This is a genomic window from uncultured Roseibium sp. (genome assembly GCF_947494555.1).
In the GTDB taxonomy this organism is placed as follows: domain Bacteria; phylum Pseudomonadota; class Alphaproteobacteria; order Rhizobiales; family Stappiaceae; genus Roseibium.
On sequence record NZ_CANLVF010000002.1, the window covers coordinates 855256 to 880041 of the forward strand.

Annotated in this window: 25 protein-coding genes; 16 read left to right on the forward strand and 9 right to left on the reverse strand. The window is 57.4% G+C overall.

From position 1 onward, the window contains the following. Nucleotides 1–164 precede the first annotated feature (164 nt). Nucleotides 165–1082, reverse strand: coding sequence for a phosphonate ABC transporter substrate-binding protein (phnD, locus tag Q0915_RS12420; RefSeq protein WP_299471839.1), 918 nt, complete (start codon nt 1080–1082; stop codon nt 165–167). Nucleotides 1083–1137: 55 nt separating this feature from the next. Continuing rightward, complete coding sequence (gene phnC / locus Q0915_RS12425; protein ID WP_299471840.1) at nt 1138–1971, reverse strand: phosphonate ABC transporter ATP-binding protein; 834 nt, start codon at nt 1969–1971, stop codon at nt 1138–1140. 392 nt (nt 1972–2363) lie between these two features. On the opposite strand from phnC, the gene Q0915_RS12430 reads away from it, so the two are divergent. From Q0915_RS12430 to Q0915_RS12455, 6 genes are all read left to right on the forward strand, one after another. Beyond that, nucleotides 2364–2990 carry a DapH/DapD/GlmU-related protein gene (locus Q0915_RS12430; protein WP_299471841.1) on the forward strand — a complete coding sequence of 209 codons (627 nt, stop codon included), beginning with the start codon at nt 2364–2366 and terminating at the stop codon, nt 2988–2990. Between the two features lie 143 nt (nt 2991–3133). Beyond that, nucleotides 3134–3508: a GFA family protein gene (locus Q0915_RS12435; protein ID WP_299471842.1), complete on the forward strand. Its 375-nt coding sequence runs from the start codon at nt 3134–3136 to the stop codon at nt 3506–3508. Then, nucleotides 3505–3915 (forward strand): VOC family protein, encoded by a 411-nt coding sequence (locus Q0915_RS12440; RefSeq protein WP_299471843.1) that lies wholly within the window; start codon nt 3505–3507, stop codon nt 3913–3915. Before Q0915_RS12435 ends, Q0915_RS12440 begins: the two co-directional genes overlap by 4 nt. A gap of 78 nt (nt 3916–3993) precedes the next feature. After that, nucleotides 3994–4566, forward strand: a complete 573-nt coding sequence (locus Q0915_RS12445; protein WP_299471844.1) for a helix-turn-helix transcriptional regulator — start codon at nt 3994–3996, stop codon at nt 4564–4566. Nucleotides 4567–4614: 48 nt separating this feature from the next. Beyond that, nucleotides 4615–5235, forward strand: coding sequence for an HD family hydrolase (locus Q0915_RS12450; protein WP_299471845.1), 621 nt, complete (start codon nt 4615–4617; stop codon nt 5233–5235). Nucleotides 5236–5365: 130 nt separating this feature from the next. Further along, the gene (locus Q0915_RS12455; protein WP_299471846.1) at nt 5366–5731 is read left to right on the forward strand and encodes an STAS/SEC14 domain-containing protein; all 366 of its coding nucleotides are present in this window, start codon (nt 5366–5368) and stop codon (nt 5729–5731) included. Between the two features lie 72 nt (nt 5732–5803). Here the strand turns inward: Q0915_RS12455 and Q0915_RS12460 are convergent, their stop codons facing one another. From Q0915_RS12460 to Q0915_RS12470, 3 genes are all read right to left on the reverse strand, one after another. Next, nucleotides 5804–6919 (reverse strand): hypothetical protein, encoded by a 1116-nt coding sequence (locus Q0915_RS12460; protein ID WP_299471847.1) that lies wholly within the window; start codon nt 6917–6919, stop codon nt 5804–5806. Between the two features lie 188 nt (nt 6920–7107). After that, nucleotides 7108–7896 carry a class II glutamine amidotransferase gene (locus Q0915_RS12465; protein WP_299471848.1) on the reverse strand — a complete coding sequence of 263 codons (789 nt, stop codon included), beginning with the start codon at nt 7894–7896 and terminating at the stop codon, nt 7108–7110. Nucleotides 7897–7910: 14 nt separating this feature from the next. Next, on the reverse strand, nt 7911–9377 hold the full coding sequence (locus Q0915_RS12470; RefSeq protein WP_299471849.1) for an aminotransferase class V-fold PLP-dependent enzyme: 1467 nt from the start codon (nt 9375–9377) through the stop codon (nt 7911–7913). Nucleotides 9378–9481: 104 nt separating this feature from the next. On the opposite strand from Q0915_RS12470, the gene Q0915_RS12475 reads away from it, so the two are divergent. Then, nucleotides 9482–9943: an Lrp/AsnC family transcriptional regulator gene (locus tag Q0915_RS12475; RefSeq protein WP_299471850.1), complete on the forward strand. Its 462-nt coding sequence runs from the start codon at nt 9482–9484 to the stop codon at nt 9941–9943. Nucleotides 9944–10001: 58 nt separating this feature from the next. Here Q0915_RS12475 and Q0915_RS12480 read toward each other — a convergent pair whose 3' ends face one another. Further along, complete coding sequence (locus Q0915_RS12480; protein ID WP_299471851.1) at nt 10002–12695, reverse strand: SH3 domain-containing protein; 2694 nt, start codon at nt 12693–12695, stop codon at nt 10002–10004. A 219-nt stretch (nt 12696–12914) separates the two neighbouring features. Between Q0915_RS12480 and Q0915_RS12485 the strand changes: the two genes are divergently transcribed. Beyond that, nucleotides 12915–13346 carry a hypothetical protein gene (locus Q0915_RS12485; protein WP_299471852.1) on the forward strand — a complete coding sequence of 144 codons (432 nt, stop codon included), beginning with the start codon at nt 12915–12917 and terminating at the stop codon, nt 13344–13346. A 105-nt stretch (nt 13347–13451) separates the two neighbouring features. On the opposite strand, the gene Q0915_RS12490 is transcribed toward Q0915_RS12485, so the two are convergent. Both Q0915_RS12490 and Q0915_RS12495 read right to left on the reverse strand, forming a co-directional pair. Continuing rightward, nucleotides 13452–14576, reverse strand: a complete 1125-nt coding sequence (locus tag Q0915_RS12490) for a Gfo/Idh/MocA family oxidoreductase (RefSeq protein ID WP_299471853.1) — start codon at nt 14574–14576, stop codon at nt 13452–13454. Between the two features lie 36 nt (nt 14577–14612). Further along, entirely contained in the window at nt 14613–15323 is a 711-nt protein-coding gene (locus Q0915_RS12495) for a GntR family transcriptional regulator (RefSeq protein ID WP_299471854.1), read from the reverse strand. A gap of 231 nt (nt 15324–15554) precedes the next feature. Between Q0915_RS12495 and Q0915_RS12500 the strand changes: the two genes are divergently transcribed. The 6 genes from Q0915_RS12500 to dctP are packed head-to-tail and all read left to right on the forward strand — an operon-like array spanning nt 15555 to nt 21339. Then, nucleotides 15555–16709 (forward strand): LLM class flavin-dependent oxidoreductase, encoded by a 1155-nt coding sequence (locus tag Q0915_RS12500; protein ID WP_299471855.1) that lies wholly within the window; start codon nt 15555–15557, stop codon nt 16707–16709. Beyond that, nucleotides 16709–17599 carry an aldo/keto reductase gene (locus Q0915_RS12505; protein WP_299471856.1) on the forward strand — a complete coding sequence of 297 codons (891 nt, stop codon included), beginning with the start codon at nt 16709–16711 and terminating at the stop codon, nt 17597–17599. Before Q0915_RS12500 ends, Q0915_RS12505 begins: the two co-directional genes overlap by 1 nt. Further along, nucleotides 17599–18114 (forward strand): flavin reductase family protein, encoded by a 516-nt coding sequence (locus tag Q0915_RS12510; protein WP_299471857.1) that lies wholly within the window; start codon nt 17599–17601, stop codon nt 18112–18114. The genes Q0915_RS12505 and Q0915_RS12510 overlap by 1 nt, the downstream gene beginning before the upstream one ends. A 58-nt stretch (nt 18115–18172) precedes the next feature. After that, entirely contained in the window at nt 18173–18763 is a 591-nt protein-coding gene (locus Q0915_RS12515) for a TRAP transporter small permease subunit (RefSeq protein WP_299471858.1), read from the forward strand. After that, on the forward strand, nt 18763–20253 hold the full coding sequence (locus tag Q0915_RS12520) for a TRAP transporter large permease (RefSeq protein ID WP_299471859.1): 1491 nt from the start codon (nt 18763–18765) through the stop codon (nt 20251–20253). Before Q0915_RS12515 ends, Q0915_RS12520 begins: the two co-directional genes overlap by 1 nt. 27 nt (nt 20254–20280) lie before the next feature. After that, nucleotides 20281–21339, forward strand: a complete 1059-nt coding sequence (gene dctP / locus Q0915_RS12525; protein ID WP_299471860.1) for a TRAP transporter substrate-binding protein DctP — start codon at nt 20281–20283, stop codon at nt 21337–21339. 202 nt (nt 21340–21541) lie between these two features. Here dctP and Q0915_RS12530 read toward each other — a convergent pair whose 3' ends face one another. Beyond that, nucleotides 21542–21937 (reverse strand): tetratricopeptide repeat protein, encoded by a 396-nt coding sequence (locus tag Q0915_RS12530; RefSeq protein ID WP_299471861.1) that lies wholly within the window; start codon nt 21935–21937, stop codon nt 21542–21544. On the opposite strand from Q0915_RS12530, the gene Q0915_RS12535 reads away from it, so the two are divergent. After that, nucleotides 21923–23347, forward strand: coding sequence for a cytochrome c peroxidase (locus tag Q0915_RS12535; RefSeq protein WP_299471862.1), 1425 nt, complete (start codon nt 21923–21925; stop codon nt 23345–23347). The two genes, Q0915_RS12530 and Q0915_RS12535, sit on opposite strands and share 15 nt — an antisense overlap. An 11-nt stretch (nt 23348–23358) precedes the next feature. Beyond that, nucleotides 23359–24354, forward strand: a complete 996-nt coding sequence (locus Q0915_RS12540; RefSeq protein ID WP_299471863.1) for a putative sulfate exporter family transporter — start codon at nt 23359–23361, stop codon at nt 24352–24354. Nucleotides 24355–24786: the final 432 nt, after the last annotated feature.

Genomic DNA, 24786 nt, shown 5'->3' on the forward strand with positions numbered 1-24786 from the left:
AGCAAGGACCCGGGAGGCACAGCCTGACGGACTATGTTGCCAGCTCAATCCTGTGGGTGATTGATCCGGCCGCCCGCGCTTTGCTTCAACCGGGATGCCAATCAGCATCGCGCTGCAAGCTGACACGGGCCGGCATCCGGCCCGTGTCCGCGTTGAGTTGAACCTTAGTTCTTGTTCTTGGCCTTCCGGGCCTCAACGATGTTCACGTAAGCTTCGTGTGTGATAGGCATGAAGCCCTTGGTCTCACCGGCAGCGATGTTGTAAGCGCAATCCGGATCGATGGAGTTCAGGGACGCGACCAGACCGGTCATTTTGATTTTGACGTCTTCCGGCAGTTTTTTGGACAGAACAATCGGCCCTTCCGGGATCACCGGGGATTGCCAGATCTGACGCAGCTCGGTCATGTCGACGAGGCCTGCGTCGGAAGCCTTGCGCAGAGCGCCGGAGTTGTACCCGTCTTCCCATTCGCCAAGACCGTCGGCCCAAGTCACACCCGCGTCGATATCACCGTTGGATACGGCAACGATTGTCTGCTCGTGACCGCCAGTGAAGACGACGTCGCCGAAATAATCGCCAGCTTCCATCGAGTAGCCTTCCTGCGGGATGGCGATGGACGGGATCAGGTAGCCAGACGTGGAGTTCGGATCACCAAACCCGAAGACCTTGCCCTTCATGTCTTCCAGCGAGTTGATTTCGCTGTCATTGCGGGCAAAACCGATGGAGTAGTAGCCGTAGCCGCCGTCAACATTGACCTTGACCAGAACCGGGTCAACCGCTTCAGGGTCAGTCAGGTATACCTTGGCGTAGCTGGAGGCACCGAGCCAGGCAAGATCGAGGCTGCCACCGAGCAGACCTTCGATCACACCGTTATAGTCGGCCGGTGCGAAAAGCTTGACCGGAACGCCGAGCAGATCGGCGGTTTTCTGCTCAAGGCACTCATAAGCGCGCAAGCGGTCGGATGCATTTTCACCGCCAAGGATACCGATACGGAACTCGGTAATCTCTTCTGCGCCGGCAACGGACGCATTCAGAGCGATCATGCTGACAGCAGCGAGCGCAGCAACTTTGGAAACGATTTTCATTTGGGACACTCCCCGAGGGTCTGAAACAGATGACGTTTAAAGGTGCGCAGGCGGACTAGACCGCTGCTGCCGCCGGGGTCATCGCACCGGCGGATTCCTGGGTGCCGGCTCGGCCGGCATCGATGGCAGTGGATGTCGCTGCCTCGTTGAAACTCTCGTCAGCGCCGTAGATCTCGCGGGCGGCACTTGTGGTGAGAGCTTCCGGTTTGCCGTCAAAAACGATGAAACCGTCCCGCATTCCGATCACCCGGTCGCAATAGGTTCTTGCGGTGTCGAGTGTGTGCAGGTTGCAGATCACGACTTTATTGTCGCGTTCGTGAATCTCGCGCAGCGCGTCCATGACGATTTTCGCGTTCATGGGGTCAAGCGAGGCAATCGGCTCGTCGGCAAGGATCATGTGTGGCTGCTGCATCAAGGCGCGCGCGATCGCGACACGTTGCTGCTGTCCGCCTGACAACTCCTCGGCGCGTTTGGTCGCTTCCTGCACGATGCCGAGGCGATCGAGCGCGGCGAGCGCATCGGCGACATCGGACGCACTGAATATGTTGAAGAGGCTCTTGAGCGTGCCGTGACCATTCAAGCGGCCCAGCATCACGTTGGTCGCCACGTCAAGGCGCGGCACCAGATTGAACTGCTGAAACACCATGGCGCAATCGCGCTGCCAGCGGCGCATCATTGCACCTTTCAATCGCAGAATGTCGCGGCCTTCGAACAGGATCTCGCCGCCAGAGGCCGGGGTCAGCCTGTTGATCATCCGCAACAAGGTCGACTTGCCGGCACCAGAGCGCCCGATAATGCCGACCATTTGCGGTTCATCGATATTAAAACTGACTTTGTTTACCGCAGTCCGCGATCCGAAAACCTTGGTGACGTTCTGAAACTGAATCACGCGTTAGCCCTGTCCTTCTTGTCTTAAGCGCACGGGGGACAGAGCCACTGATCGATTACAAACACATGACAGGTTTTTAACGGTGAGGCTAAAAATTTATGTCAATTCAATGACATACTAGCCGCCCCGCTTTTTCTGAATTAGCTGGATAACTAAATTTCCGCCGCTTTGTAAAAGCACTGCGGTATTCGAACAGCACTACTTTTACGCCTAATCATCGGAATATTCGCGGCAACGTTGTTCGGCTGATCGCTCGGTTTTGAATCAAATATGGGTCGCTCGACAAAGCAAAAAGATTGAATCCGTCACACCACTGTTATCAAACCTTCACGAACACGACCGGCGTCCCCGCTAAAACACAGCTCCCAAAATCGACAACAGATGGACTCACCATGTCTGCGCCAACACAAAAGTCTTCGCTTACCGAGGCTCCGAACATTCACCCGGACGCAAAGGTTTTAAACTGCGACCTCGGCATCTGGACGGAGGTAGGCGCGCGAACCGAGATGCGCGAAAGCCAGATGGGAGACTATTCCTATATCGTTCAGGAAGGTGACGTCGTCTGGTCAACGATCGGCAAGTTCTGCTCCATTGCCCGCCGCGTGCGCATAAATCCGGGGAATCACGCCACCTGGCGCGCGTCTCAGCATCATTTCACCTATCGTGCAGCCGCCTACGACCTTGGTGAGGACGACACTGAGTTTTTTCAGTGGCGCAAGGATGACTGGGTCACCATCGGACACGATGTCTGGATCGGACATAACGCCACCGTGCTCGCCGGTGTTACCATCGGCACCGGTGCCATTGTCGCAGCCGGCGCGGTCGTCACCAAAGACGTTCCGCCTTACACCGTGGTCGGCGGTGTGGCGGCCAAGACGCTTAAGCGCAGGTTCACCGAAAAACAGGAAGAAGCCCTGATTGAAATCTCCTGGTGGGACTGGCCTCACACGCAATTGCGCGAAAGATTGCCTGACTTCAGAAACCTGCCGATTGATGCCTTTATTGAAAAATATCGATAGGTGTATTCGACAAAACCCCTATTGAGTTCTGCCACTATCGAGTGCTTTGGTGTTGCAAAGGCAACCTGGGAGCCGTTGGTATGGTGGAGCGACATGCATCTTGCAGATGCGGGCAACTCAATGTGGTCTGCACAGGAGAACCCGTGCGTGTTTCGGCCTGCCATTGTCTTGAATGTCAAAAGCGAACCGGCAGTGCCTTTGGTCTGCAGGCGCGCTGGCCCGACGATCAGGTGGCGCTCTCCGGAAACTATTCGGAGTGGAAGCGGGATTGCGACAGCGGGCACGTCGCGACCTATCGGTTTTGTCCGGTTTGTGGATCGACACTTGCCTTCGTGATCGAAGGCTGGCCCGGTGTCATCGCCGTCCCGGTTGGTTCCTTCGCGGATCCGGATTTTCCAAGACCACGATTTTCCGTTTACGAACACCGCAAACATGACTGGGTTTCCATAGAAGGCGACAATGTCGAGCACTCATCCGATCCTTCGATCGCTTTTACGCAAGGCGAACTGAGAAAATGAGCGCAACGGAAGGACTGGCGGCGCCGAATCAAAGCCAAGCGCCGAACCTTGGCATCAATCGGATCATTCTCTACGTTCGAGACGTGGAAATGAGCGCTTCCTTTTATGCGTTCTTTTTCGGCTTCAAGGTGATGACGACACCGAAAGACAGGCTCACCGAGCTCTTCATGGAAGACGGCGGCGTCCGGCTTCTGCTTCACAAGGCCGGAAAGGCCCAGAAACTCGGGCAGGTTTCCCTAAAGCTTGTCTTTGATGTGGAAGACGTCTGCGCTTTCAGCAGCGCTTGCGCTGACAAAGGTCTGAAGTTCGGGACAATCCACCAGGCAGACGGTTATGAGTTTGCCAACGCAAAGGATCCGGACGGCAATGCCATCCAGATTTCCAGCCGGGCTTTCAAGACGCCGTGAATTGCGTCCAAGTGCCGTCCCCTAAATCCGCCACCTGATGCACTCCCATGGCCCAATGAATGGCGCTATGATAGCGCCATGACGGAAGAGACCGCAGTATTACAATCCAGCCTTGGCCCTTCCCTGCGCAGATGGAGGGTCCTGAATCGCTTAAAACAAGAAGCACTCGCAGCAGATCTGGGTGTTTCGCAGAGCCGGATTTCGAGATGGGAAGGCGGCGTCTTGGAACCGGACGAAGCAGATCGGCGCAAGATCACGCGCCTTTTGCAGGCGCGCCCGGAAACCGCTTCCGACCGGGCTCTGCTGGAGCTTGTTTCGTGCGCCTCAACACCTGTGCATCTGGTGTGCGACCTTACCCATCGCCTGCTTGCCGTTTCTCCAGCGCGCACCCGGCTTTGGCATGTGCCGGTCGCCGACCTGATGGACAAACCTTTGTGGCGCTTCGCATCGCACAGTATTCGCGAAGTTGAGCACAAGCTTGAGGACAAAGGCTGGTTTGAGCCGCTTGGACCGGACATTGTGTACCAGACCGAGCGCGCCGACTTTGCGGAACTCACCATTCCGCAGAGCCGGATCCGGATATCACGTCTTGCGCTTTCCGATGGCCGGTATGCACGCCTGGTGCGTGACGACACGGTAACCGCCGAATAAAATATTCGGACCGTCGCATTCCTCCATCAGATCGCTAGTATCTGCACCATGACCAAAAGCGATCTTGCAACCACACCGGCAGCCATTCCCCATCAAAGGCTGGAAGGCATCCTCGCTTTCCTGCAGGAAAGCGAGAAACTCAAAGACACACTGCGTTCCGGCACAACACGCCAGGGACGACCGGAAAGCACAGCCGAACACAGCTGGCGGCTCTCGCTCATGGTGCTCTTGTTCGAAAGAGAACTGGCCGGCATCGACCTCCTGAAGCTGGTCAAACTGTGTCTGGTACATGATCTGGGAGAAGCGATATCAGGCGACGTCCCTGCCCCATTGCAACAAGAAGGCGATGATCGCGAGGAACGCGAGCGCCGGGACTTTCTGATCCTTTGCCGTGAACTCCCCGACGAAATCGGCCAAGACCTGCTGGCGCTCTGGGACGAATATGCACAGGCGGAAACACCGGAGGCGCAGCTTGCCAAGGCTTTTGACAAGCTCGAGACGATTTTACAGCATCAGCTTATGCCTCCCCAAAGTGTCGAATTTCACGAGTTCAACATGACCTACGGGCGTTCACGCACCGATGTGTCCGCCCTGACATCGCAGATCCGGGACTATGTCGACAGAAACACGCAGGACATCATTTCAGCCTTAAATGACGGGGCTGCCTGACATACGAAGCCGGAAGCGCCGGGCGAGAGCGAACCCGTGTTGGCGTGTCTGCCTCTTGCTATGGCAGCGCCGGGTGCTCTAGCATCCGGTACCATCGTCAGTCGGCGGTACGCAACAGAGGAAATCGGCCATGTACACGATCCTCCCCCGCAGCAACGGTCCGGTTCTCGGTGTCGAGATCACGGGCAAGATCGGCATCGAGCAGGAAAAGAAACTCATTGCCGCAGCAGAGGACCTGATCGAAAAACACGACAAAATCAGCGTCCTCATTGTGCTTGGCGATCACGCGTTCATGTCGATCGAAGCCGCAACGGCCGACGTCAAATGGGCGTTGACCCACATGGCGCATCTGCACAAGGTGGCCATCGTAGCAGACAGTAAATTAATCGCTGCGCTTGTCGCCATTGACGCAACTTTCGCCAAATTGGCCGGGATACACGAAATGCATTTCGCGACCGACGAAATTGAAACAGCCTGGCATTGGATTGAAAGCTGAGGATCGCCTGTTCGCTCGTTTACGGAGACGACAGGCAGATCCTGAATGCGTGCCAACCGAAGACCTCGCTTTTCAGCACTGTGTCAGCTTCTTTCTCAAAACGACGGTCAGAACACGTTTGCGCTCGATGTGGCGCCGGTATGGTCCGGCAAGAACGTCGCTGAGGATTGCTCTTTCCATGCGGGAGAAGAATTCCTCGGAAAGCAGCCGAAGTTCTTCCGGCGACTGCGCGCACCGGCGAAAGACGTTTTCCTCGAGCGTGGTCTGAAGAATAGGACGATCGGATAGCATTTTCTTTCGCGCATAGACCTCCGGCTGATCCAGGAAGCGGGCGTATGGATCGCTTTCTTCGCGTGAGCGCGATCTCACCTGAACAAGTTCTATGTCGCAGCTCGCAGCCAGTTCCTCGTTCTGCAGGATCGCTTGTCTGGCGTCTTCCTTGGTGAGGTACCAGACCGGAAAGAGAAAGTTGTTCAGGAAAACCTGATCCAGTATCCCGTCGGCCACCATGTCCTGGAGAACTTCCCTGGTAAAGGGAACCACCACGTTGTTTGAGGGAACGATCCCGTTTGGTGCCGTTTCCGCTGAGGACGACCCCAAGGTCGAAACGAGCAAGCTGCCTCCAGGAACGAGTTCATTGACGCGTTTCTTGACGAAGAGGGCAAAGTCGGCCATCGCGACCTGCCTCAAGCGCTGATATTGATGCGCTTGCAGATCGGAAAACCAAAAAGCGTTCTGAGACTGCAGATAGACCGGATTGCGAAGCCAGTGCGTGGCAAAAAAGGAGATTGCCAACGAGACGGATTCGCCGGACAGCATCTGGTTGTAAAAGTCACCGGCCAGCATTTCGATCTGCGGCACATTGTGACCGGAAACCAGTCCCTGTTGCCCGAACACCGTTTCGCGCAGCACGCCCCAGTCGTTGCCTGGAAGGTCTGCGAAACACGCCGATAGCTGTTTCCTCGGAGCCTCGCCGGCCCAGGTCTCCAATACCGGACGAACAGCCTTCAAGCTGCACAGTCCCGGACCACAGCCGAAATCAGCCACTTTTGGCGTTTCGGCAATATTGAATGTGCGAAGCGCGAGCTCGCGAAGCAACTCGCCGTGCTCGTCGATGTCTTTCAGGCGATGTGCTGAATTTTCGTTATAATCTTCAAGCGCACTTGTCGCGGCAGCATAGGTTACCATCCCGACTATTCTCCATATGTCTCATGACAATCTGTCCCTGCGGAGAATTTGGGTATGGTTTGCCAACGTACAAATTAAGGCTTTGTAATCTTTACGTTAAGCTACGGAACCTGCTGCAAAGGCCGGGCTCAGCAGTCCGCATTTGCCACACCGGATGACGGGGGGCTTTGGTCCGGGAATGGTTGGACTCAGGCTTCAGCAAGCTCTTCGCGGCTGTGAAATGCGAGGGTTGTCACGCGTCCGTCCCGGACTTCGATCATGTGGCCCTGCGGCACTTCAACCCAGCGATCGGAGGCCTCGTCCAAGGGTTCTGAGACAACCATGACGCCGTCCGGAAATTCACGAAAATAAAGCGTCGGGGCAAAGTTGTCGGACGCGTAGCGCGCAGCATAGAGCGTCTTTCCGTCCGACCAGGCCGACGCAAAGCGCATGTTCGGCGTGACCCCTGCGTACCGAGACAGCGCCTCTGCTTCGTGAACCGCACGCGCCATTGCCGCTCGCGGATGCAATTTCAGACCATAGGCAAGCGCTATCAGAAACAGGCACTCGCTGTCTGTCCCGCCCATGCGATGCCTGTAGAGGTCATCGGGGATCATATTGTCGAGGCGCCGGCGGACCTTGTCATATCCCCCGACCTGGCCGTTGTGCATGAATGCCCAGCGCTCATGCGTGAAAGGATGGCAATTGTCCCGCGTCGTCGCAGTTCCGGTTGAGGCGCGCACATGCGCCAGAAAGTGTCCGGACCGGATGTGCCGCGCGATTTGAAGGAGGTTCGGATCTGACCAGGCAGGACGGACATCCTTGTAAAGGCAGGGTGTCTCCCGGTCACCGTACCAGGCAACCCCGAAGCCGTCGGCGTTGACCGCGGTTTTGCAGGATAGCGCATTCCGGCTTTGATCAATCAGGGAGTGCGCCGGATCGCAGATCACCTCTTCCAGATATCTTGGAGCTCCGCTCCAGGCTGCCCAGCGGCACATATTGAAATACCTTCCTATGCAGCCGCCTGAGCGACACTGAAGCGTGCTGTTTCCTCATCGCAGGCGTATCCGTCAGCGAGCGGATAAGGATTTCGAGCCAGTTCTTCGACCGCTGCGATGATCCTGTCTGCCTTTTCCTCTGTCAGCAGAACCGAAAAATTCAACCGTGTCCATCCGGGTTTTTTGAGTTCTTCGCCGGACAGAATTCCTTCGCGAAGCGCTTGAGATTCCTCCCGTCCGATACCGAGCAGACGATGCGCATAGGGCCCGGCACAGGCGCAACCGCCGCGCGCTTGAACCCCATAGGCATCCGACAGCATTCTTGTAACAAGTTGCTGATGAATATAGCCGCCGCGTTCGAGATCGCGGACCCTGAAGGAGAAAACCGGCAGGATATGGCGGGCGTCCTGATTGCCCATGATTTCGATCGCCGGGTTTTTACACCACACAGTAAGCGCCTTGTCTCGCAGCGCTCTGTTTCGAATGTCCATGAAACGCTGACCGATTGCCTCCTTGACGAGAAAGGCCAAGGCCGCACGAATGTCGCCAATTACATTCGGCGTGCCCGCTTCTTCGCGCACTGAAATGTTCTCCGCAAAATCATGCCCCCACGGGGACACGAAACGCACGGTACCGCCGCCCGGAAAGACCGGAGCCGTTCTGCGCACGGCTTCTTTTCGAACGATCATGACGCCTGAAGACGCCGGACCGCCGATAAACTTGTGCGGTGAGGCAACAACGGCATCCTTTTGCGCGTTTTCGGCCGGCTGCATATTTATCGGCAGATAAGGGCCGGACCCGGCACAATCCCACACGCTCAAAGCGCCATACTTTTTCAGAAGGCGGGTGACATTAAGGTCATCAGTTACGATGCCGGTGACATTCGACATCATCGAAAAGGCCCCGACAATCAGACGGTCGCCACCTGCCGTGACAAGCACGCTCTCCAGCTCGTGCAAGTCTGGACCGCCTGTTTCGTCCTCGCCGACCTCGATGACCTGCGCACCGCTTTCGCGCCACGGCAATATATCGGAGTGGTGCTCGTAAGGACCCAGGATCACCAGCGGATTTTCGCCTCGTTCCACCGCATCGGACACGCCGAGAAGATGAACCAGACGATTAAGACCCGCAGTCGCGCCTGAGCCACAAAACACGGTGGCAAAGCGGTCGTCTGCATTGCAAATGCGTGCAATTTCGGAGCGTGCAGCCTCGCGCATCCGGGTCATGACGCTGCCGCAATACGACGCCTCGGTGTGGCTGTTGGCATAAACCGGCAGGATTTCTTCAAGGACAAATTCCTCGACCTGACGAAGGGCTCTGCCGGACGCCACATAGTCTGCATAGATCAGCTCGCATTCGCCCATCGGCCCCGCAATGCTCGCACCCTCACCGATCAGACCAGCGCGCAGTCTGTCAGCCAGATGCGGTCCCTTCAGCGCCGCCTTGAAATGATCGATTGCCGTTCCCGTAATACGCGTCATATGTGTCTCCGAATTTCTTCGAATCAATCATATGACCAACCAAGCTTGGTAAACTTCACCTATTTCCTTTGCGAATGGACCGTTTCTGTGTCATTTGATTGCCAATGGAGAAAGTTTTCGATCAGATTGACAGGTCCTTGCTGCGTGCCCTGCAGCGGGACGCGCGACTGTCGCAACGCGAACTCGCCGATATCGTGGGTCTGTCGCAAAACGCCTGCTGGCGCCGGCTCAAGACGCTTTATGAAAGCGGTCTTATCGAAGGACACACGGTCAGGCTCGATCCGGCGCGTCTCGGTCTCAACCTTACGGTCTTTGTGATGATCCGTACGCGTCACCATTCCAAGGACTGGCTGCAAACCTTCAGGCAGGAAGTTTCCGCCATTCCCAACGTTATCGACTTCTACCGAATAGCGGGTGACTACGACTACATGTTGAAGGTCGTTGCGGAGGACATGAACGCCTTCGACCGCGTCTATCAACGTCTTATCGAAAAAATCGATCTGGATACGGTAACGTCCTACATGACGATGGAGGCGATCGCGGATTCCCGCGACCTGCCGATCTGACCCGCCGGGCACGGCTTAAGATCTGATGCCCTCAGCATTCCGATTGTGGCAAGCAGGCTCAGCGCCTGCGGTGCCCGCCGCCCCGGCGCTTCACGTTGCCGCCGCCACCGCGGTTCGGGCGGGCCTGCTGCGGCCTGCTTTGCTTTGGCCGGGTCTGCTGCGGCCTGGTCCGTTGAACGTTGCGTTGCCGGTTGACCTGACGGTTGCCAGCATTCCGGGCCTTCCCATCCCGGTTCAGGTGGGCTGGCGCGGGCCGTGTCTGCGGAGCCGGGCGTGTTGCCGGCCGCTGCGCGGGGCGTTGCACATTCGGTCTCTGGACATTGGGCTGCTGTGCAGGCCGCTGGACATTCGGCCTTTGTCCAGCCGGAGGGTTCGCCGGACGGTTCACGTTAGGGCGTTGGCCAGCGGGACGGTTCTGAGGCCGCTGGAGATTGCCCTGCCCGGCATTCGGCCGGTTCTGCAATCGGTCTCCCGCCGGACGGTTGGCAATCGCAGCCCCTGCCCCGGCCCCGATAGCAGCACCGGCACCGATGTCACCCAAACGGTTCTGCAGGTTTTCACGCGACGGAGCAGCAACGTCTCCCCAGCGGCCACCTTCGAACTTCTGCCAGTTTTCGCCATCGCGCCTGTAGACGGAGCCATCACGACCGGCAAAGACGTCGTTGCGCCGGTCAAGGCTGGCAACACGCCCGAGATTCCCGTCCTGTTTCCACCTGTTCACCGCATCCGCCTGGATATCCCGCGTGCGCGACCATTGCGGCCCGGACACAGCGGCACCGCCCCAGGATCCGTAAATGCCGCGGGCACCGCCGGCAACAATCCGGTTGCCGGTGCGCGGATTGTAGGCGGTTATGAAGCCGGCGCTGCCGCGGGGCCCGCTGATCGCGGCACCTCGAATGTATCCGCCGGTGCGTGGATTGTAGATACCACCTCCGGCAATGCCGCGCCGTGGGCCATACGCATAGCCGTAGCGCCCGTAAACGCCCCGAACAGGGTTATAGAAGGCACCAATGCCATAGGTTACGGGTCTTGGAAAATAGATCGGCCGGATGCCCGGCCGGTACCACGGGCGATAATACCACCCGGTTCCATAGACAAAGACGCCCCACGCAAGGAAGCCGGTCACATACCCCATCGTATAGCCGTACCAGACCGCATTGGGTTCGGTTTCGTAAACGCGAACATATGTGGTGTTGTAGACGGGAGACGACGGCGGAATCGTGTAAATCTCGTCAGGCACAGACGTTGCCACGACGAAAGGCCCTTCCGGACTGTCACCGACGAACCAGACACCGTTTTGTAGAACGTAATATTTCGCGCCAACCTGAATGACCTGGTCGTTGGTGTTGACCGCATAAGACATCGAAGTGCCTTCGATCGGCTCGAATTCCGGATCGCCGGCATAGGCAATGTCTGCACTGACAGACCCGACTTCCACGCGGGCGGTTGTCGGAATACTTGCCTTGAGACGTGCCTGCGAGGCTTCTGAGGTCCCCGGAATGGTCGACCTCACGGAGTAGTAAGGCGCATCTTCGGGGATATTCAGAAAATCGGACGGCATGTCGGGGGTTGTGAATTCCCACGGTCCGTCGAGCGAGGCCGACTTGAACCAGCGTCCGGACACCAGAATGTACCAGGTTGACGTGGTTTTCAGGAAAAAGACGTCGCTGTCTGTGTTGGATGCCCATTCAAGATTGGTGCCCTCAACGGGTTCAAGCTTCGGCTCGCCTTCGAAAACGATCATTTCAGCGGGCTTGTCGGAATAAATGACCTTCGGCGCCGTGTTGTCCGCGAAAGGTTGCGGCGGGATCGCTTCGCGTGTTTCCGACCAGTTGTCGTCTTCGGGCAGGTTGGAAATAAGGTCCGGTAGCTCCGAAACCGTTTCCCAACCGGTAGAAACGTCCTTGGTCATCAGCCAGGATTTCTCGTCGCGAAGATAGAATTCTTCCGTATCGTCTATCCTCAGGATGTCCCAGTTGGTGTTGACCACGAAGCTCAGACCCTGGTCCCCCTTTACAGGCGCCAGGATGGGCGCGCCTTCGGTCTGAACCAGGATCGCGGGCTCTGTCGATACGAAAATCGGAGGCGCTTCAGCGTTAAGCCCCTTCACGTCTTCCATGCGCTGATATTCAGCAAGGCCCGCGGTGATCCTGTCCTCTTTCACCGTAATGGTTCCGGTGGGCATGATCTTGCCGACCTGCAACGTGAGGTCTGTCAGCGAGGCCCTGTCCAAAGCCGAAAAATCCAGCTCCGTGACGCGAATGTTGCTGACGGCAACCTCACCATTCGCCGGATCGGCAACCGTTTCGCCGCTGGCGCCGATTACCCCGAAAACCGGCTGTGCATCCTTGTCTTTGATGTATTCGGCAGCCACCAGCGCGTTGAGCGTCTTGAAATCGTCCCAGGCCGTGAACTGCGGCTGATAGAGGATGAGCGTCGCACCGCCATCGGTTTCAAATGATCGCGGCCAACCGGTCGTCTGTTCAGGTTCGGTCAATTGCAGATACTGGCCGCTGATAAAGCCATTCTGCCCGTTATAGCTGACCGTGCACCAGGCTCCGGTGTCGTCACAGTTCTCAAGCTCGACCTGCGCTCCGTTCGGCACCGTACCCAGGGATCCAAAACCGGTCCCCGGGCCCTGCCGGAAATTCACTTTGGCCGTCGTGACTGCCGGAGCGGCAAATGCTCCGTGCACAAAAACGGTCTGAACAATCAATGCCGAAGACAGAATTACCGAAATTGTCTTGCGCATATGGCCCTCCCAAAGGCGGAAAATGCTTGTTTGCCAATGACGCTCACAGCCTCCGGTTACTTTTCCGAAATCTGCAATCCGAATTATCAAACCGATCTTTCGCAGCATTCTTTCCCTGTGTCCAGCGTCACAGGTCATGAAACGAACGCGGCATTAAGTTCGTTCTCACAGCAGCATGACACAGATTTCAAAGGCCTGTAAGGCTAGGAGGTTTTGACAATGATGCCCGGAAAATTCGCTTTGAGAGCCTTGTTGAGCGGTGCGGGTCTTGCCCTGCTCGCAGCGACCTTCGCACCTTCAGAGGCAGCAGCCGAAACATTTTTCTGCGAGAGCACACAGACGCCCAACGGCAACGCCAAATACTGTAATTTTCTTCTGTTCGATGCCGATTTCCACCGCCATCGCCAGATTGTTGTCGCCCAGGGAGCTCGGCGCAACGTCGTGATCAACGGCCGATACGACGTCTTCTGTGTTCTGGTTCAGAACCACAAGGGGGTGCCGAATAACGTCGCCCTTCGCAAACAGCAATGCAAAAACACCCATAGTGGACGTGAATACAAAGTCGCAATCCGCGAATACAATTTGCGCCGCGGACGAAACGGTTTCAGCACGAATACAGCCCCCATCGTGCGTCCCGTCGATCGTTGGTAGCAAATGCGGACCGGCGCGTCCGCATTCGCGCCGGTCCGTTTAATCTTTCAAAGCAAGTAGCGTCTGCCGCACTCCCTGACTGGCACTCATGCCCTAGCGGGTCTTTCAGCAGGCAACCGAAGAAACACCTGGCGTAGAGAGCGTGACCACCTGACCGGAGCGCGCAGACTGCTGAGCCGCCAGTCCCATTTCCACAGCGCGCCAACCATCTTCGAGGGTCACTTCCGGCAAGTCGATTTCACCGCGCACGACAGCCACGAAGCGTTCATGCTGATAGAACGTGGACCCGTTGTGATCCCCAGCGTCCAGGAGCGCAGGATCCACTGGGATATCGATGCTGTGCGGTCTCTTCGGGTTACGCGGAGAAACGACAAGTTGCGCAACGGGCGGCTCGCCGAGATCTTCCGGCCAGAACCGGCCGGGACCGGGAACAAATGCTTCGATTTTTCCGTCGGGACCGATGGCCACGACCTCTTCCTGATACTTCGAGCCTTCTGCGAACATGCAAAGATCCAGCAAAGCGCGCGAGCCGTTTTCGAAGTCGACGATCACGTAACCATTGTCGAGGACATCCGGCTGTTCGCCGTCATACACCTCATCCTTATGGTTGGCGTCCTGTCCGGCGGAGGCCATCACGCGAACCGGTTCGGACTTCGTCATCAGACGCATCAAATCGAAAAAGTGGCAGCACTTTTCAACAAATGTGCCACCCGAATAGCGGTTGAAACGGTTCCAGGCACCGACTTTTTGCAGGAACGGGAACCTGTGCTCGCGGATCGTCAGCATCTTGATACCACCGGTCGCATCTTCGACGCGATCGATCAGTGCCGCAATTGCGGGCATATACCGATATTCCATCGCGACCCAGATCGGTGCCGGATAGGCAGCCTTGAACGCTTCAAGTTCCGCCTGCTCCTTCGGATCCGTGAACAGAGGCTTTTCGACAAGCAACGGCAAGGGGCGCTTCTGGCGGATCTCCTGCATTTGTGGGACATGACAGTGGTTGGGGCTCGCGATCAGGATGCAGTCCAGCTCATCCACCTCAAGAAGATCGCTGACGGAGGAAACGAATTTCGCCGCCGGGGTGATCTCGGCGGCTCTCGCCGACATCTCTGCGTCGGGTTCAAATATCACCGAGACCTCAGTGTCAGGCAGCAACGCGATATTCCGCAGATGCTCCTGACCCATCATTCCGCAACCGATAACACCGTATCTTACCTTCGCAGGCATCCAAGTCTCCTACACGGCAGGCTTCTCGCGGCCCGCCTATTTCAACCGCTGTACGTAGTGCGCCCTGTTCGTATCGAACCAGGTGCGTGAATATTCGACCGGCTCGGATCTGTCCGACCAACTGAACCTTTCGATGAAACCTGTGAGTGTCCCCGGCTTCATCGTGAAGTCTTCCGGGGCCCAATCGGGCACCTCGCCTATCGTCACACGATCTTCCGCGCGCGTGATCCAGAACCCGAGATGCTTCTGATAGAACCTGTAGAGGGAGTCCGAAAGCAGGTCTCGTTTCACAAAACCCGCATCTCCGTCAAGCCAGATTTCCTCGACTGCAATTATGACATCGTTGAGATATCTCAGCCTGCGAATCCGCGTGCCTTCCGGACTTTTGCCGAAATCAGGAAACTCATCCGGCTTCCGCAGGCGCTCCAAGCTCAGGATGTCGGCCCGGGGCAATCCGCCTCCGCTCAGGAGTTCCAGCCGGAACATCGCGTAGATGCTTTCCTGGGTACGGCCCTGGCGTATGTAGTTTCCCGAACCCTGAACCCGCTCGAGTAGGCCTTTCTCCGTAAGGTCGGCAAGCGCCTTTCGAAGTGTTCCGATGGAAATCCCCAATTCGTCCGCCATGTCGCGTTCGGGTGGCAAACGCTCTCCGTCGATCAGTCGCCCTGCGGCAATATCCCTGATCAAAAGCTCGCTGATCTGCAAATAGAGCGGCAGCGCATTTGAGGTCTGCGACGATGATTGCATGGGGTCAAGCGGCCTGGCTTTTTAAATTGATACACTATTGATTTACATCAATGCGGATGATAAGCAAGAATAAATCGACGGTAAAGTGAACCCGTTCGAAATCAAATGAAACCTCGATCTGAAATCGCCTAAGCCGCACGCGGTCCTGTCGCTGAAAACGGATCGATTTGAATGAGTTAGAGCCAAAGGTGTGCGTTCGAACCAGTGCGGACGGCTCCAGGGAGAAATTTTATGACAGTTGTCCCAGTGACATCTCCAGACCTCGACGCCGCGGAAGTTTCCTGGTTCTCCGCGCTGTGCTCAGACGATTATCAGTTTCTGGGATTTCCGGAAGGCGACCTGCGGTCATCGTGGAAACATTGTTCCGAAATCGTGACAACTGCGGAAGAACAGGGATTTCGCAATATCCTGTGCCCGTCTTCCTATCAGGTCGGTCAGGACACGCTGTCATTCGTCGCCGGATGCGCTCCGATCACCGATAAAATCAATCTGCTCGCAGCTGTGCGCTGCGGAGAAATGCAGCCGATCATGCTCGCCCGCACGATCGCAACTCTCGACCACATGCTGGAAGGCCGGCTGACGGTCAACATCATCTCTTCAGATTTTCCGGGCGAACAGGCAGACAGCGGATACCGTTACCAGCGTTCGCGCGAAGTTGTTGAAATCCTGAAACAGGCGTGGACCCGGGATGAAATCAACTACGAAGGCGAAATTTACAATTTCAAGGGTTTGACGACAGATCCGGCGAAACCCTACCAAACAGGTGGCCCGCTCCTTTATTTCGGCGGTTACTCGCCGGCGGCGCTGGACCTGTGCGGACAGCACTGCGACGTTTACCTGATGTGGCCTGAAAAGATCGAGGAACTCGAAGGCCGCATGAAGGCGGTCAACGAGGTTGCCGAGAAATACGAGCGCACCCTGGACTATGGCCTGCGCGTTCACATGATTGTCCGCGATACGGAAAAGGAAGCGCAGGAATACGCCGACTACATCGTCTCGAAGCTGGACGACGTGCAGGGTACGGCCATTCGCGAACGTGCTCTGGACGCAAAGTCGCTCGGCGTCAGCCACCAGGCCAAGAACCGGGAAGTCGCAGACGAATTCGGATACATTGAGCCGAACCTCTGGACCGGCGTTGGCCGGGCCCGGTCCGGATGCGGCGCTGCTCTTGTCGGCTCCACCGACCAGGTCATGTCGAAAATCGAGGCCTACCAGAAGATGGGCATCCGTGCGTTCATCTTCTCAGGCTATCCGCACATCGAAGAAGCAAAGCATTTCGGCGCGCGCGTGTTGCCGAACCTGAAGACCTGCTCGCTTCCGCATGCATACGGCCGTGTTCCGGCCGAAACACCTGCAACCCCGCTTGGCAATGGAGTCCGCCGCTAATGGAACGTGTCAAACTTTCCGACACCCTGCAATTTTCCCGTCTCATCTATGGCATGTGGCGGCTTGGTGACGATGCGGACACGTCGCCCGCGTATGTGGAAAAGAAAATCCAATTGTGCCTGGATCAGGGCATCTCCACGTTCGACCAGGCTGACATTTATGGCGGCTATGCAGCGGAAGCCGTCCTTGGCGGTGCGTTGAAGGCCAATCCCTCCCTGCGCGACAGCATGGAAATCGTCACGAAATGCGACATTGTCGCGCCGGTTGGCCGCTACGCTGACGCGAAGGTGAAACACTACGACACCTCGCGTGCCCATATCGACAGATCGGTCGAGAACTCGCTGAGTGACATGGGTATCGAAACAATTGACCTTTTGCTGATTCATCGTCCCGACCCGCTGATGGACCATCATGAAACGGGCGCTGCGCTCGACAATCTGGTCAAAAGCGGCAAGGTGAAAAACATCGGCGTTTCCAACTTCCGTCCGTGGGACTGGGAGTTGCTGCAATCCGCCATGTCCAACACCCTTGTGACGAACCAGATTGAGATTTCGCTGTCGGAAATTTCTCCGTTTACAAACGGCGATCTCGCATTTCACCAGCGTCTTGGCAACAGGCTCATGGCGTGGTCACCACTCGGTGGCGGAGCCCTGATCTCCGAGAGTGGGGAACTCGGCGGCATCCTGGATGAGCTTGCGGCTCAATTTGGCGTCGACAGGTCTGCCGTTGCGGTCGCGTTCCTTCTTCACCACCCGGCCAAACTGCTGCCGGTGATGGGAACCAATAACCCGGAGCGCATCGCGAAAATCTCCGATGCTCTCAAAGTCACCCTGGATCGTGAAACCTGGTACCGGCTCTACGAGGCCGCCCTTGGAAATGAGGTACCCTGATGACCATGCAAAATGCCAATCATCCCGTTACCTTTGCGCCGCATACCGAAAACACCCGGCTCCTGCGTGATGCGTTCGGCCGTTTTGCCACCGGAGTGACCGTTGTCACCACGGGTTCGCAAGACGGACCTGTCGGCATTACAGCCAACAGCTTTTCGTCCGTCTCGCTGGATCCTCCGCTCGTTCTCTGGATGCCGGACAAAGGCTCGCGCAGGTTCCAGTATTTCGAGACTGCGGAAAACTACGCCATTCATGTTCTCAGCCATCATCAGGCTGAAGTGTGCAACGGTTTCGTGCGCAACGCGCACGCGTTCGACCAGTTGCCGCACACAATCGACGAAAACGGTGTGCCTTTGATCGAGCATTGTCTTGCCCGTTTCGAATGCAAACGTTTTGCCGCTTATGAAGGCGGCGATCACCTGATAGTCTTGGGTCAGGTTATGCAGGCAGAAATGCGCCATGGGGAGGCGCTGACATTTTTTGCAGGCAAACTCGGACAAATCGCTCCAGAGTGAGAGCACACGGCCGGACGGAAGCGCCCGGCCGGATAAGAAGTACAAGGGAGGAGCCCGGATGGGGGCATTGCTGGCGGTTCTTGCACCGCTCGCTTACGTCAATTCGCAGCTGTTGCGGATTGGCCGGGCGATAGGCATCGTAGCGGTAGCCTTGATGGTCGTTGCGATACTGATACAGGTCGTTTTCCGATACGTGTTCAACAACGCGCTGCCCTGGCCTGACGAGGCGGCGCGTTTTTGCATGTTGTGGATGACCGGGCTCATGGCGCCGACGGCTTTCCGGCGCGGCGGTTTCGTGGCGATCGACATGCTCGGTCACGCGCTGCCCCAGTCCATCGGACGGCTGCTCTCGCTCTTCCTCCTGCTCATATCGTTTCTTGTTCTCGTGATCGCCGTACAGATCGGCTATGCCGAGGTGACGGGTTTCGGCGGCAAGTTTGCGACCGCGTCCCTCTATGTCCCAGGCAGTTTCACCTTGACGGAATGGATCCGCGTGCCGCGAAGCTGGATGATGATGTCGCTTCTTGTCGGGGTCGTTCTGCTGACGCTGGTGAACATCGAGCTTATCCTTCGAAACGTGATTTCGATTGTCGGCGGCGATGACCGCCTGCCGGCCATTCCGGATGCTGACATGGCGGGGGCTGACTGATGCTGATCTGGTTCCTCCCTGTCTTCCTGTTCTTCCTGATGATCGGTCTGCCGGTCTTCTTCGGCCTGCTCGCAGCGCCGGGCATCCTGTTGTGGATGAGTGGACAAGAACGCGACATCACGCTGCTGTACCGCAACGTTTACAACGGTATGGACAGTTTTCCTCTGATGGCGATTCCGTTTTTCATGCTCGCCGGCGAGCTCATGAACAAGGGCGGCATCACGACCCGTCTGGTTGAATTCAGCCAGGCGCTCATGGGGCACCTGCGTGGCGGCCTTGCGCATGTGAACATTCTGTCTTCCATGCTCTTTGCAGGCCTTTCCGGGTCCGCCGTTGCCGACACTTCGGCGCTTGGCTCCATGCTTATTCCGGCCATGGAAAAGCAGGGATACACCCGCCGGTTTGCAGCCGCCGTTACGGCAGCCTCCTCCGTCATCGGGCCGATCATTCCGCCGTCCGGCATCATGATCATTTACGCCTATGTCATGGGTGAGAGCGTGGCCGCGCTCTTCCTCGCAGGGATTGTGCCCGGCGTGATGGTCGGTGTCGGCCTCATGATTGTCGTCCGTCTGATGGCGGACAAATACGATCTGCCCAAGGCGCAGCGGATCGTAAACCCGGGCCAGAAAATGGCCACGGTGGAATACTGGGTTTCGTTCGCGCTTTTGCGGATCAACCTGGCATCCGTGCTGCTTGCCATCGCCTTTGCCATTGCCGGCCAGATGTCACTTGAATTGACGGGCGGCACGACGGCAATCCTCTTCGTGGCGCTTCTGGGCATGTCGCATTTCATTCTGATGGGTCTGCGCGGAGCTGTTTCGGACGATTTCAGAATGGTATGCAAGAAGGCTGTTGCCCCGCTGCAGACGCCGATCATCATTCTTGGCGGCATTCTGATCGGTGTTTTCACACCGACGGAAGCAGCGGCGGTCGCCGTGGCCTACGCGCTGATCATCGGGTTCTTCGTGCTGCACTCCCTCAAGATGAAAGAAATCCCTGGCATCCTGAACCGAGCCGGCATCACGTCGGCCGTGGTATTACTGCTGGTGGGTGCCGCAATGGCGTTCAAGACTGTCGTCAGCCTCAGCTACGCACCGCAGATCATGGCGGATTTCGTGCTGTCGCTGTCTGAAAACCCACTGATCCTGCTGTTCCTGATCAATCTGCTGCTTTTCATCGTCGGCATGTTTTTGGACGCAGGCCCGGCCATCATCATTCTCGGACCGATCCTTGGGCCCATCTTCGTGGAATTGGGCGTTGATCCCATTCACTTCGCGATCATCATGAGCGTGAACCTGACCATTGGTCTGGCCACACCGCCCATGGGACTGGTCCTATTTGTTGCAGCGTCGGTTTCAAAGGAAAGGGTTGAAACCATCGCCAAGGCTATTCTGCCGTTCCTGGCGGTAGAAATCGCGGTGATCTTCCTGATCACCTACATACCGGCACTTTCGATGACGATCCCTCGATTGACCGGATTTGCCAACTGATCTTGAGCTTAATATGGGAGGTACCTGATGCTCAAATCTGCCCTTAAAACACTCACTGTCGCGGCAATGCTTGCCGGATCGTCATTGAGTGCCGTTGCCGCGGATTACACGCTGCGCGCAACTGCAAACTCCAACGAGAACGACGAGGATTATGACGGTCTTGTCGTTTTCAAGAACTTCGTGGAAGCCGCATCCAACGGCGCGATCGAAGTTGAACTCTTCATCGGCACGCAGCTCTGCTCGAACGGTGCTGAGTGTCTTCAGGGTGTTGCAGGCGGTGCCATCGACATCTACATCTCCACGTCGGGCGGTGCCTCCGGTATCTTCCCGTATGTGCAGGTTCTCGACCTGCCCTACATGATGTCCGACGACCGCATCGCAGAGCACGTTCTTTCCGGTGACTTCGTCCGGACCATGCGCGGCATGGCTCTTGAAGATTCCGACAACACGATCCGCCTCATGACGGTTGGCAACACCGGCGGCTGGCGGAACTTCGCCAACACCAAGCGCCGTGTCGCAGCCCCTGCGGACATGGAAGGCCTGAAGATCCGGACCGTTGTGGCTGACCTGCCGCAGGAACTGGTCAAGGCACTGGGTGCTTCTCCGACCCCGATTCCGTGGCCGGAGCTGTTCACGTCGTTCCAGACGGGCGTTGTTGAAGGATCCAAGAACGGCATCACAGACATCATGGGCATGAAGTTCCCGGATGCCGGCCTGCAATACGTCACGCTTGATGGCCACGCCTACATGGGCGCCCTGTGGTGGATGAGCAACGAGAAGTTCCTCTCCATGCCTGAAGACATGCGCCGTGTTGTTGTGGACGGCTTCTATGCCCTTCAGCAGGCAACCTTCGCTTCGCCGAAGCGCAAGTCCATCCAGGCTTACGAAGACTTTGTCGCCGGTGGCGGGGACCTCTACGTTCCGACCCCGGATGAAAAGGCCGCTTTCAAGGAAGCTGCTTCTCCGGTCTATGACTGGTTCAAGTCGAATGTTACGCGCGGCGGAGAGATCTTCGGCGCTCTGGAAGAAGCCGTCCAGGCAGCTGAAACCGACATCAACGGCGCACGTGACGCCGACCTGAACTAAGGTTTGTTGAACAGGCGCGTCCGGCCACAGCCGGGCGCGCTACCGCGCTGCTTTTCCGTCGTCATCCCGGACGAGGCTCAAGCCGAGATCCGGGATCGGAGTGCCCGAGACAACAGACCGCCGGCGCGTTACACTTTCCCGAAGCTCCCCGATCCCGGCTCGCGCTCCGCTTGGCCGGGATGACGAATTCCCAGTGAATGCTTCACCGGAACGGATACATCCACACCTTGTAGTCATCGACCAGAATATGCGCCTTTTCGATCTCTTCCTTGGTCATTTTCTTTACAACCTCCTCCAGCGAGATCGCGGCGTCGGGGTCGCCGCCGATGGCCGACAGCGTGTACCACATGTAGGCGCGCACGAGATCCGGCGCGGGCATTCCCCGGCCAACCTCGTAGTACCAGCCGATCCCGGACTGAGCGCCCGGGTGCCCTTTCATGGCGCTTCTGAGATACCACTCGAAAGCCCGCTGATCGTCCCGTTCAACGCCGAGGCCCATGGCGTACATGACGCCAATAAGCTCCTCGGCATCCGCATTCCCGGAACGCGCCGCCGGCCAAAGTTCCGCTCGGGCCCGCTCGAATTGTCCGGCCTCCATCAAATCGCGGGCGGCTTCAATTTCGGCCCGGGCAGGAACCGACATCAGGGCACATCCGATCAAGGCGGCTGTCAGCGTTTTCTTCATCTGCTTCGTTCAATCCCACTTGTTGTTTTTCTGTCCGCGCCAGCACTTGCAGCGGACCTGCCCCCTCCTCTGAGCGAAGACGATTTCATCGCGTTCGACAGGAAGCAGGCCGCACTCGGCCAGCTCCTCTTTTACGACAAGATCCTCTCGGGAAACAGGAATATTGCCTGCGCCACCTGTCATCATCCGACCCTGGGGACCGGCGACGGGCTTTCTCTGGGGATCGGTGAAGGCGGCGAAGGTCTCGGACGGAACCGGACCGCCCTTGTCTCTGAAAACAGGATTAAGAAACGGATTCCGAGAAATGCGCCAGGCCTCTGGAATTTAGGCGCAAAAGAGCTTCACACCCTGTTTCACGACGGCCGTCTTTCGATTTCCGATGACTATGAAAACGGATTCAATTCTCCCGCAGAAGAATGGTTGCCGGAGGGGCTTGAAACCCTGTTGGGAGCCCAGGCCATCTTCCCGCTGGTCGCCCAGTTCGAGATGGCCGGCAATCCGAAAGAAAACGAAATCGCAGGTGCTGTTCATGACCGGATTGACGCTTCCTGGCCGATCCTTGCCAAGCGCGTCCGCGTGATCCCCGAATACGGCAGGATGTTCGTTGAGGCCTTTGACCACATCGAAGAGCCTGAACAGGTCACGATCGCTGAAGTCGCCAATGCGCTGGCAGCTTTCCAGGCAATCGAATGGACAAGCTTCGACAGCCCGTTCGATCAGTATCTTTCCGGCGACGTCAACGCACTATCGGCTGAGCAGAAACGCGGACAGGACCTCTTTTACGGCAAGGCCAACTGCGCGAGCTGCCATTCGGGCCAGCTGTTCAGCGATCAGAAGTTCCATGCCCTCGGCCTGCCGCCCTTTGGTCCGGGCCGCACCCGACGCTTCGACCCGATGGTGCGCGATGTCGGGCGCATGGGCGAAAGCGACCTGCTCGAGGACGCCTACCGGTTCCGAACGCCCATGCTGCGCAACGTCGAACTGACCGCTCCTTACGGCCACAACGGCGCTTACCCGACGCTGGAGGGAATTGTCCGTCATCATCTGGACTCATACGCAATGCTTGAAAGCTGGCAACCGGATATGGCAAACCTCCCTGAGGCACCGTGGCTGGAACCTATTGATTTCGTGGTCTTAAACGACAAACGCGAAATGGCAAGACATGCTCGCTTCAGGGATATCGAGCCAATATCCCTCACCGACCGTGAAATCGCAGACCTCGTCGCCTTTCTTCAAGCATTGACGGGAACAAGGTCCGTTTCCGAACCGCCCTTTGGCATTCCAGAGAGCGTACCAAGTGGTCTTCCGGTCGACCGACCGTAAACAGGACTCTCATGATCGAAGCTTTCAAGGACCGGGCAAATCAGCTTTTTCCCGGCATTGCAATTGCAGGCCTTGTCGCCATCTCCGCCCAATTTCTTAACGAACACTACGGTGCGCCTGCCATGCTGATGGCGATCCTGCTCGGCATGCCCCTCAATTTCCTGTCGGAGGAACCGCGCACGTCAGACGGAATCGCGTTCGCAGCCCGGACGCTCTTGCGCATCGGAGTTGCTTTGTTGGGCGTTCGGATCAGTGTTGAAATGGTCCAGGCGCTGGGTCTGCCGTTTCTGCTGCTGGTCATCCTTGGCGTCCTTGCAACCATCGGCTTTTCCCTGCTGATCGGACGGTTTTTCGGAAAAGACAGGCTGTTTTCGTTTCTGTCCGGCGGTGCCGTCGCGATCTGCGGCGCGTCTGCTGCCATGGCGATCGGCTCCATACTTCCAAAACGGGAAAACGCCGAACGCGACCTTGCCTTCACGGTTATTACCGTGACCGTTCTGTCGACACTCGCCATGATTTTTTATCCAATTCTCACCGGCAGCCTCGGTCTTTCGGTCGACGCAACCAGCGTCTTTTTGGGCGGAACCATTCACGATGTCGCTCAGGTTGTCGGTGCCGGCTTCTCGATCTCGGACGAAACAGGCGATCTGTCCACACTCGTCAAACTGATCCGGGTAACGCTTCTGGCTCCTCTCGTTCTCATCGCTGCCCTGATCTTGCGCAGTGCGAGTAAAGTCGGATCTGCCCGGCCACCGCTCATGCCGCTTTTCGTGCTCGCATTCCTGATCCTGGCGGCCATCAATTCCTTCGGCCTCATCCCTGAAACCGCCAAGGACCTGGCGGGTCAGGTGTCCCGTTGGGCCTTGCTGGCGGCGATTGCGGCAGTTGGCATGAAAACATCGATCCCTAAGCTTCTTGAAGTCGGTGGCCCGGCGATCTGGATGCTGGTGACGCAAACCGTGTTTTTGGCTCTCTTCGTTCTCGCGGGCATATGGGTGATCGGGTAGCGGCGTTTGGTCCGCTCACTCGCGGCCTGATCGTTGGGGCGCTACTTTGGCCCTGCGGACTAAGATGGGTGACTTTCGGGTTGTCGTCCCGGCTTGGCGCGTAAGCGGCAAAACCGGGACCCAGTACTCCGTTTGGGCGGCAATTGAACAAGACGGTCAGACAGGAGAATACTGGATCCCTGCCTACGCAGGGATGACAAGGGAGGAGACGATCGTCCCCTCTTTTGAGAATTCCGAATTCGTACCCTTTTGTCATCCCGGCCGGAGTTTTACCCCGTGAAAACAGGTGCAGGTATGACAGTCAAAGCAGACCTGACCGGAACATTGCCTTTCGGCCTGGAACCCCCACATTGATGTCAGAAACCCGACCCGGGGCTTTCCTTGATCCCTTGAGTGTGAAATATAGCTGCGGTCCCATTCACGGGCACGCCG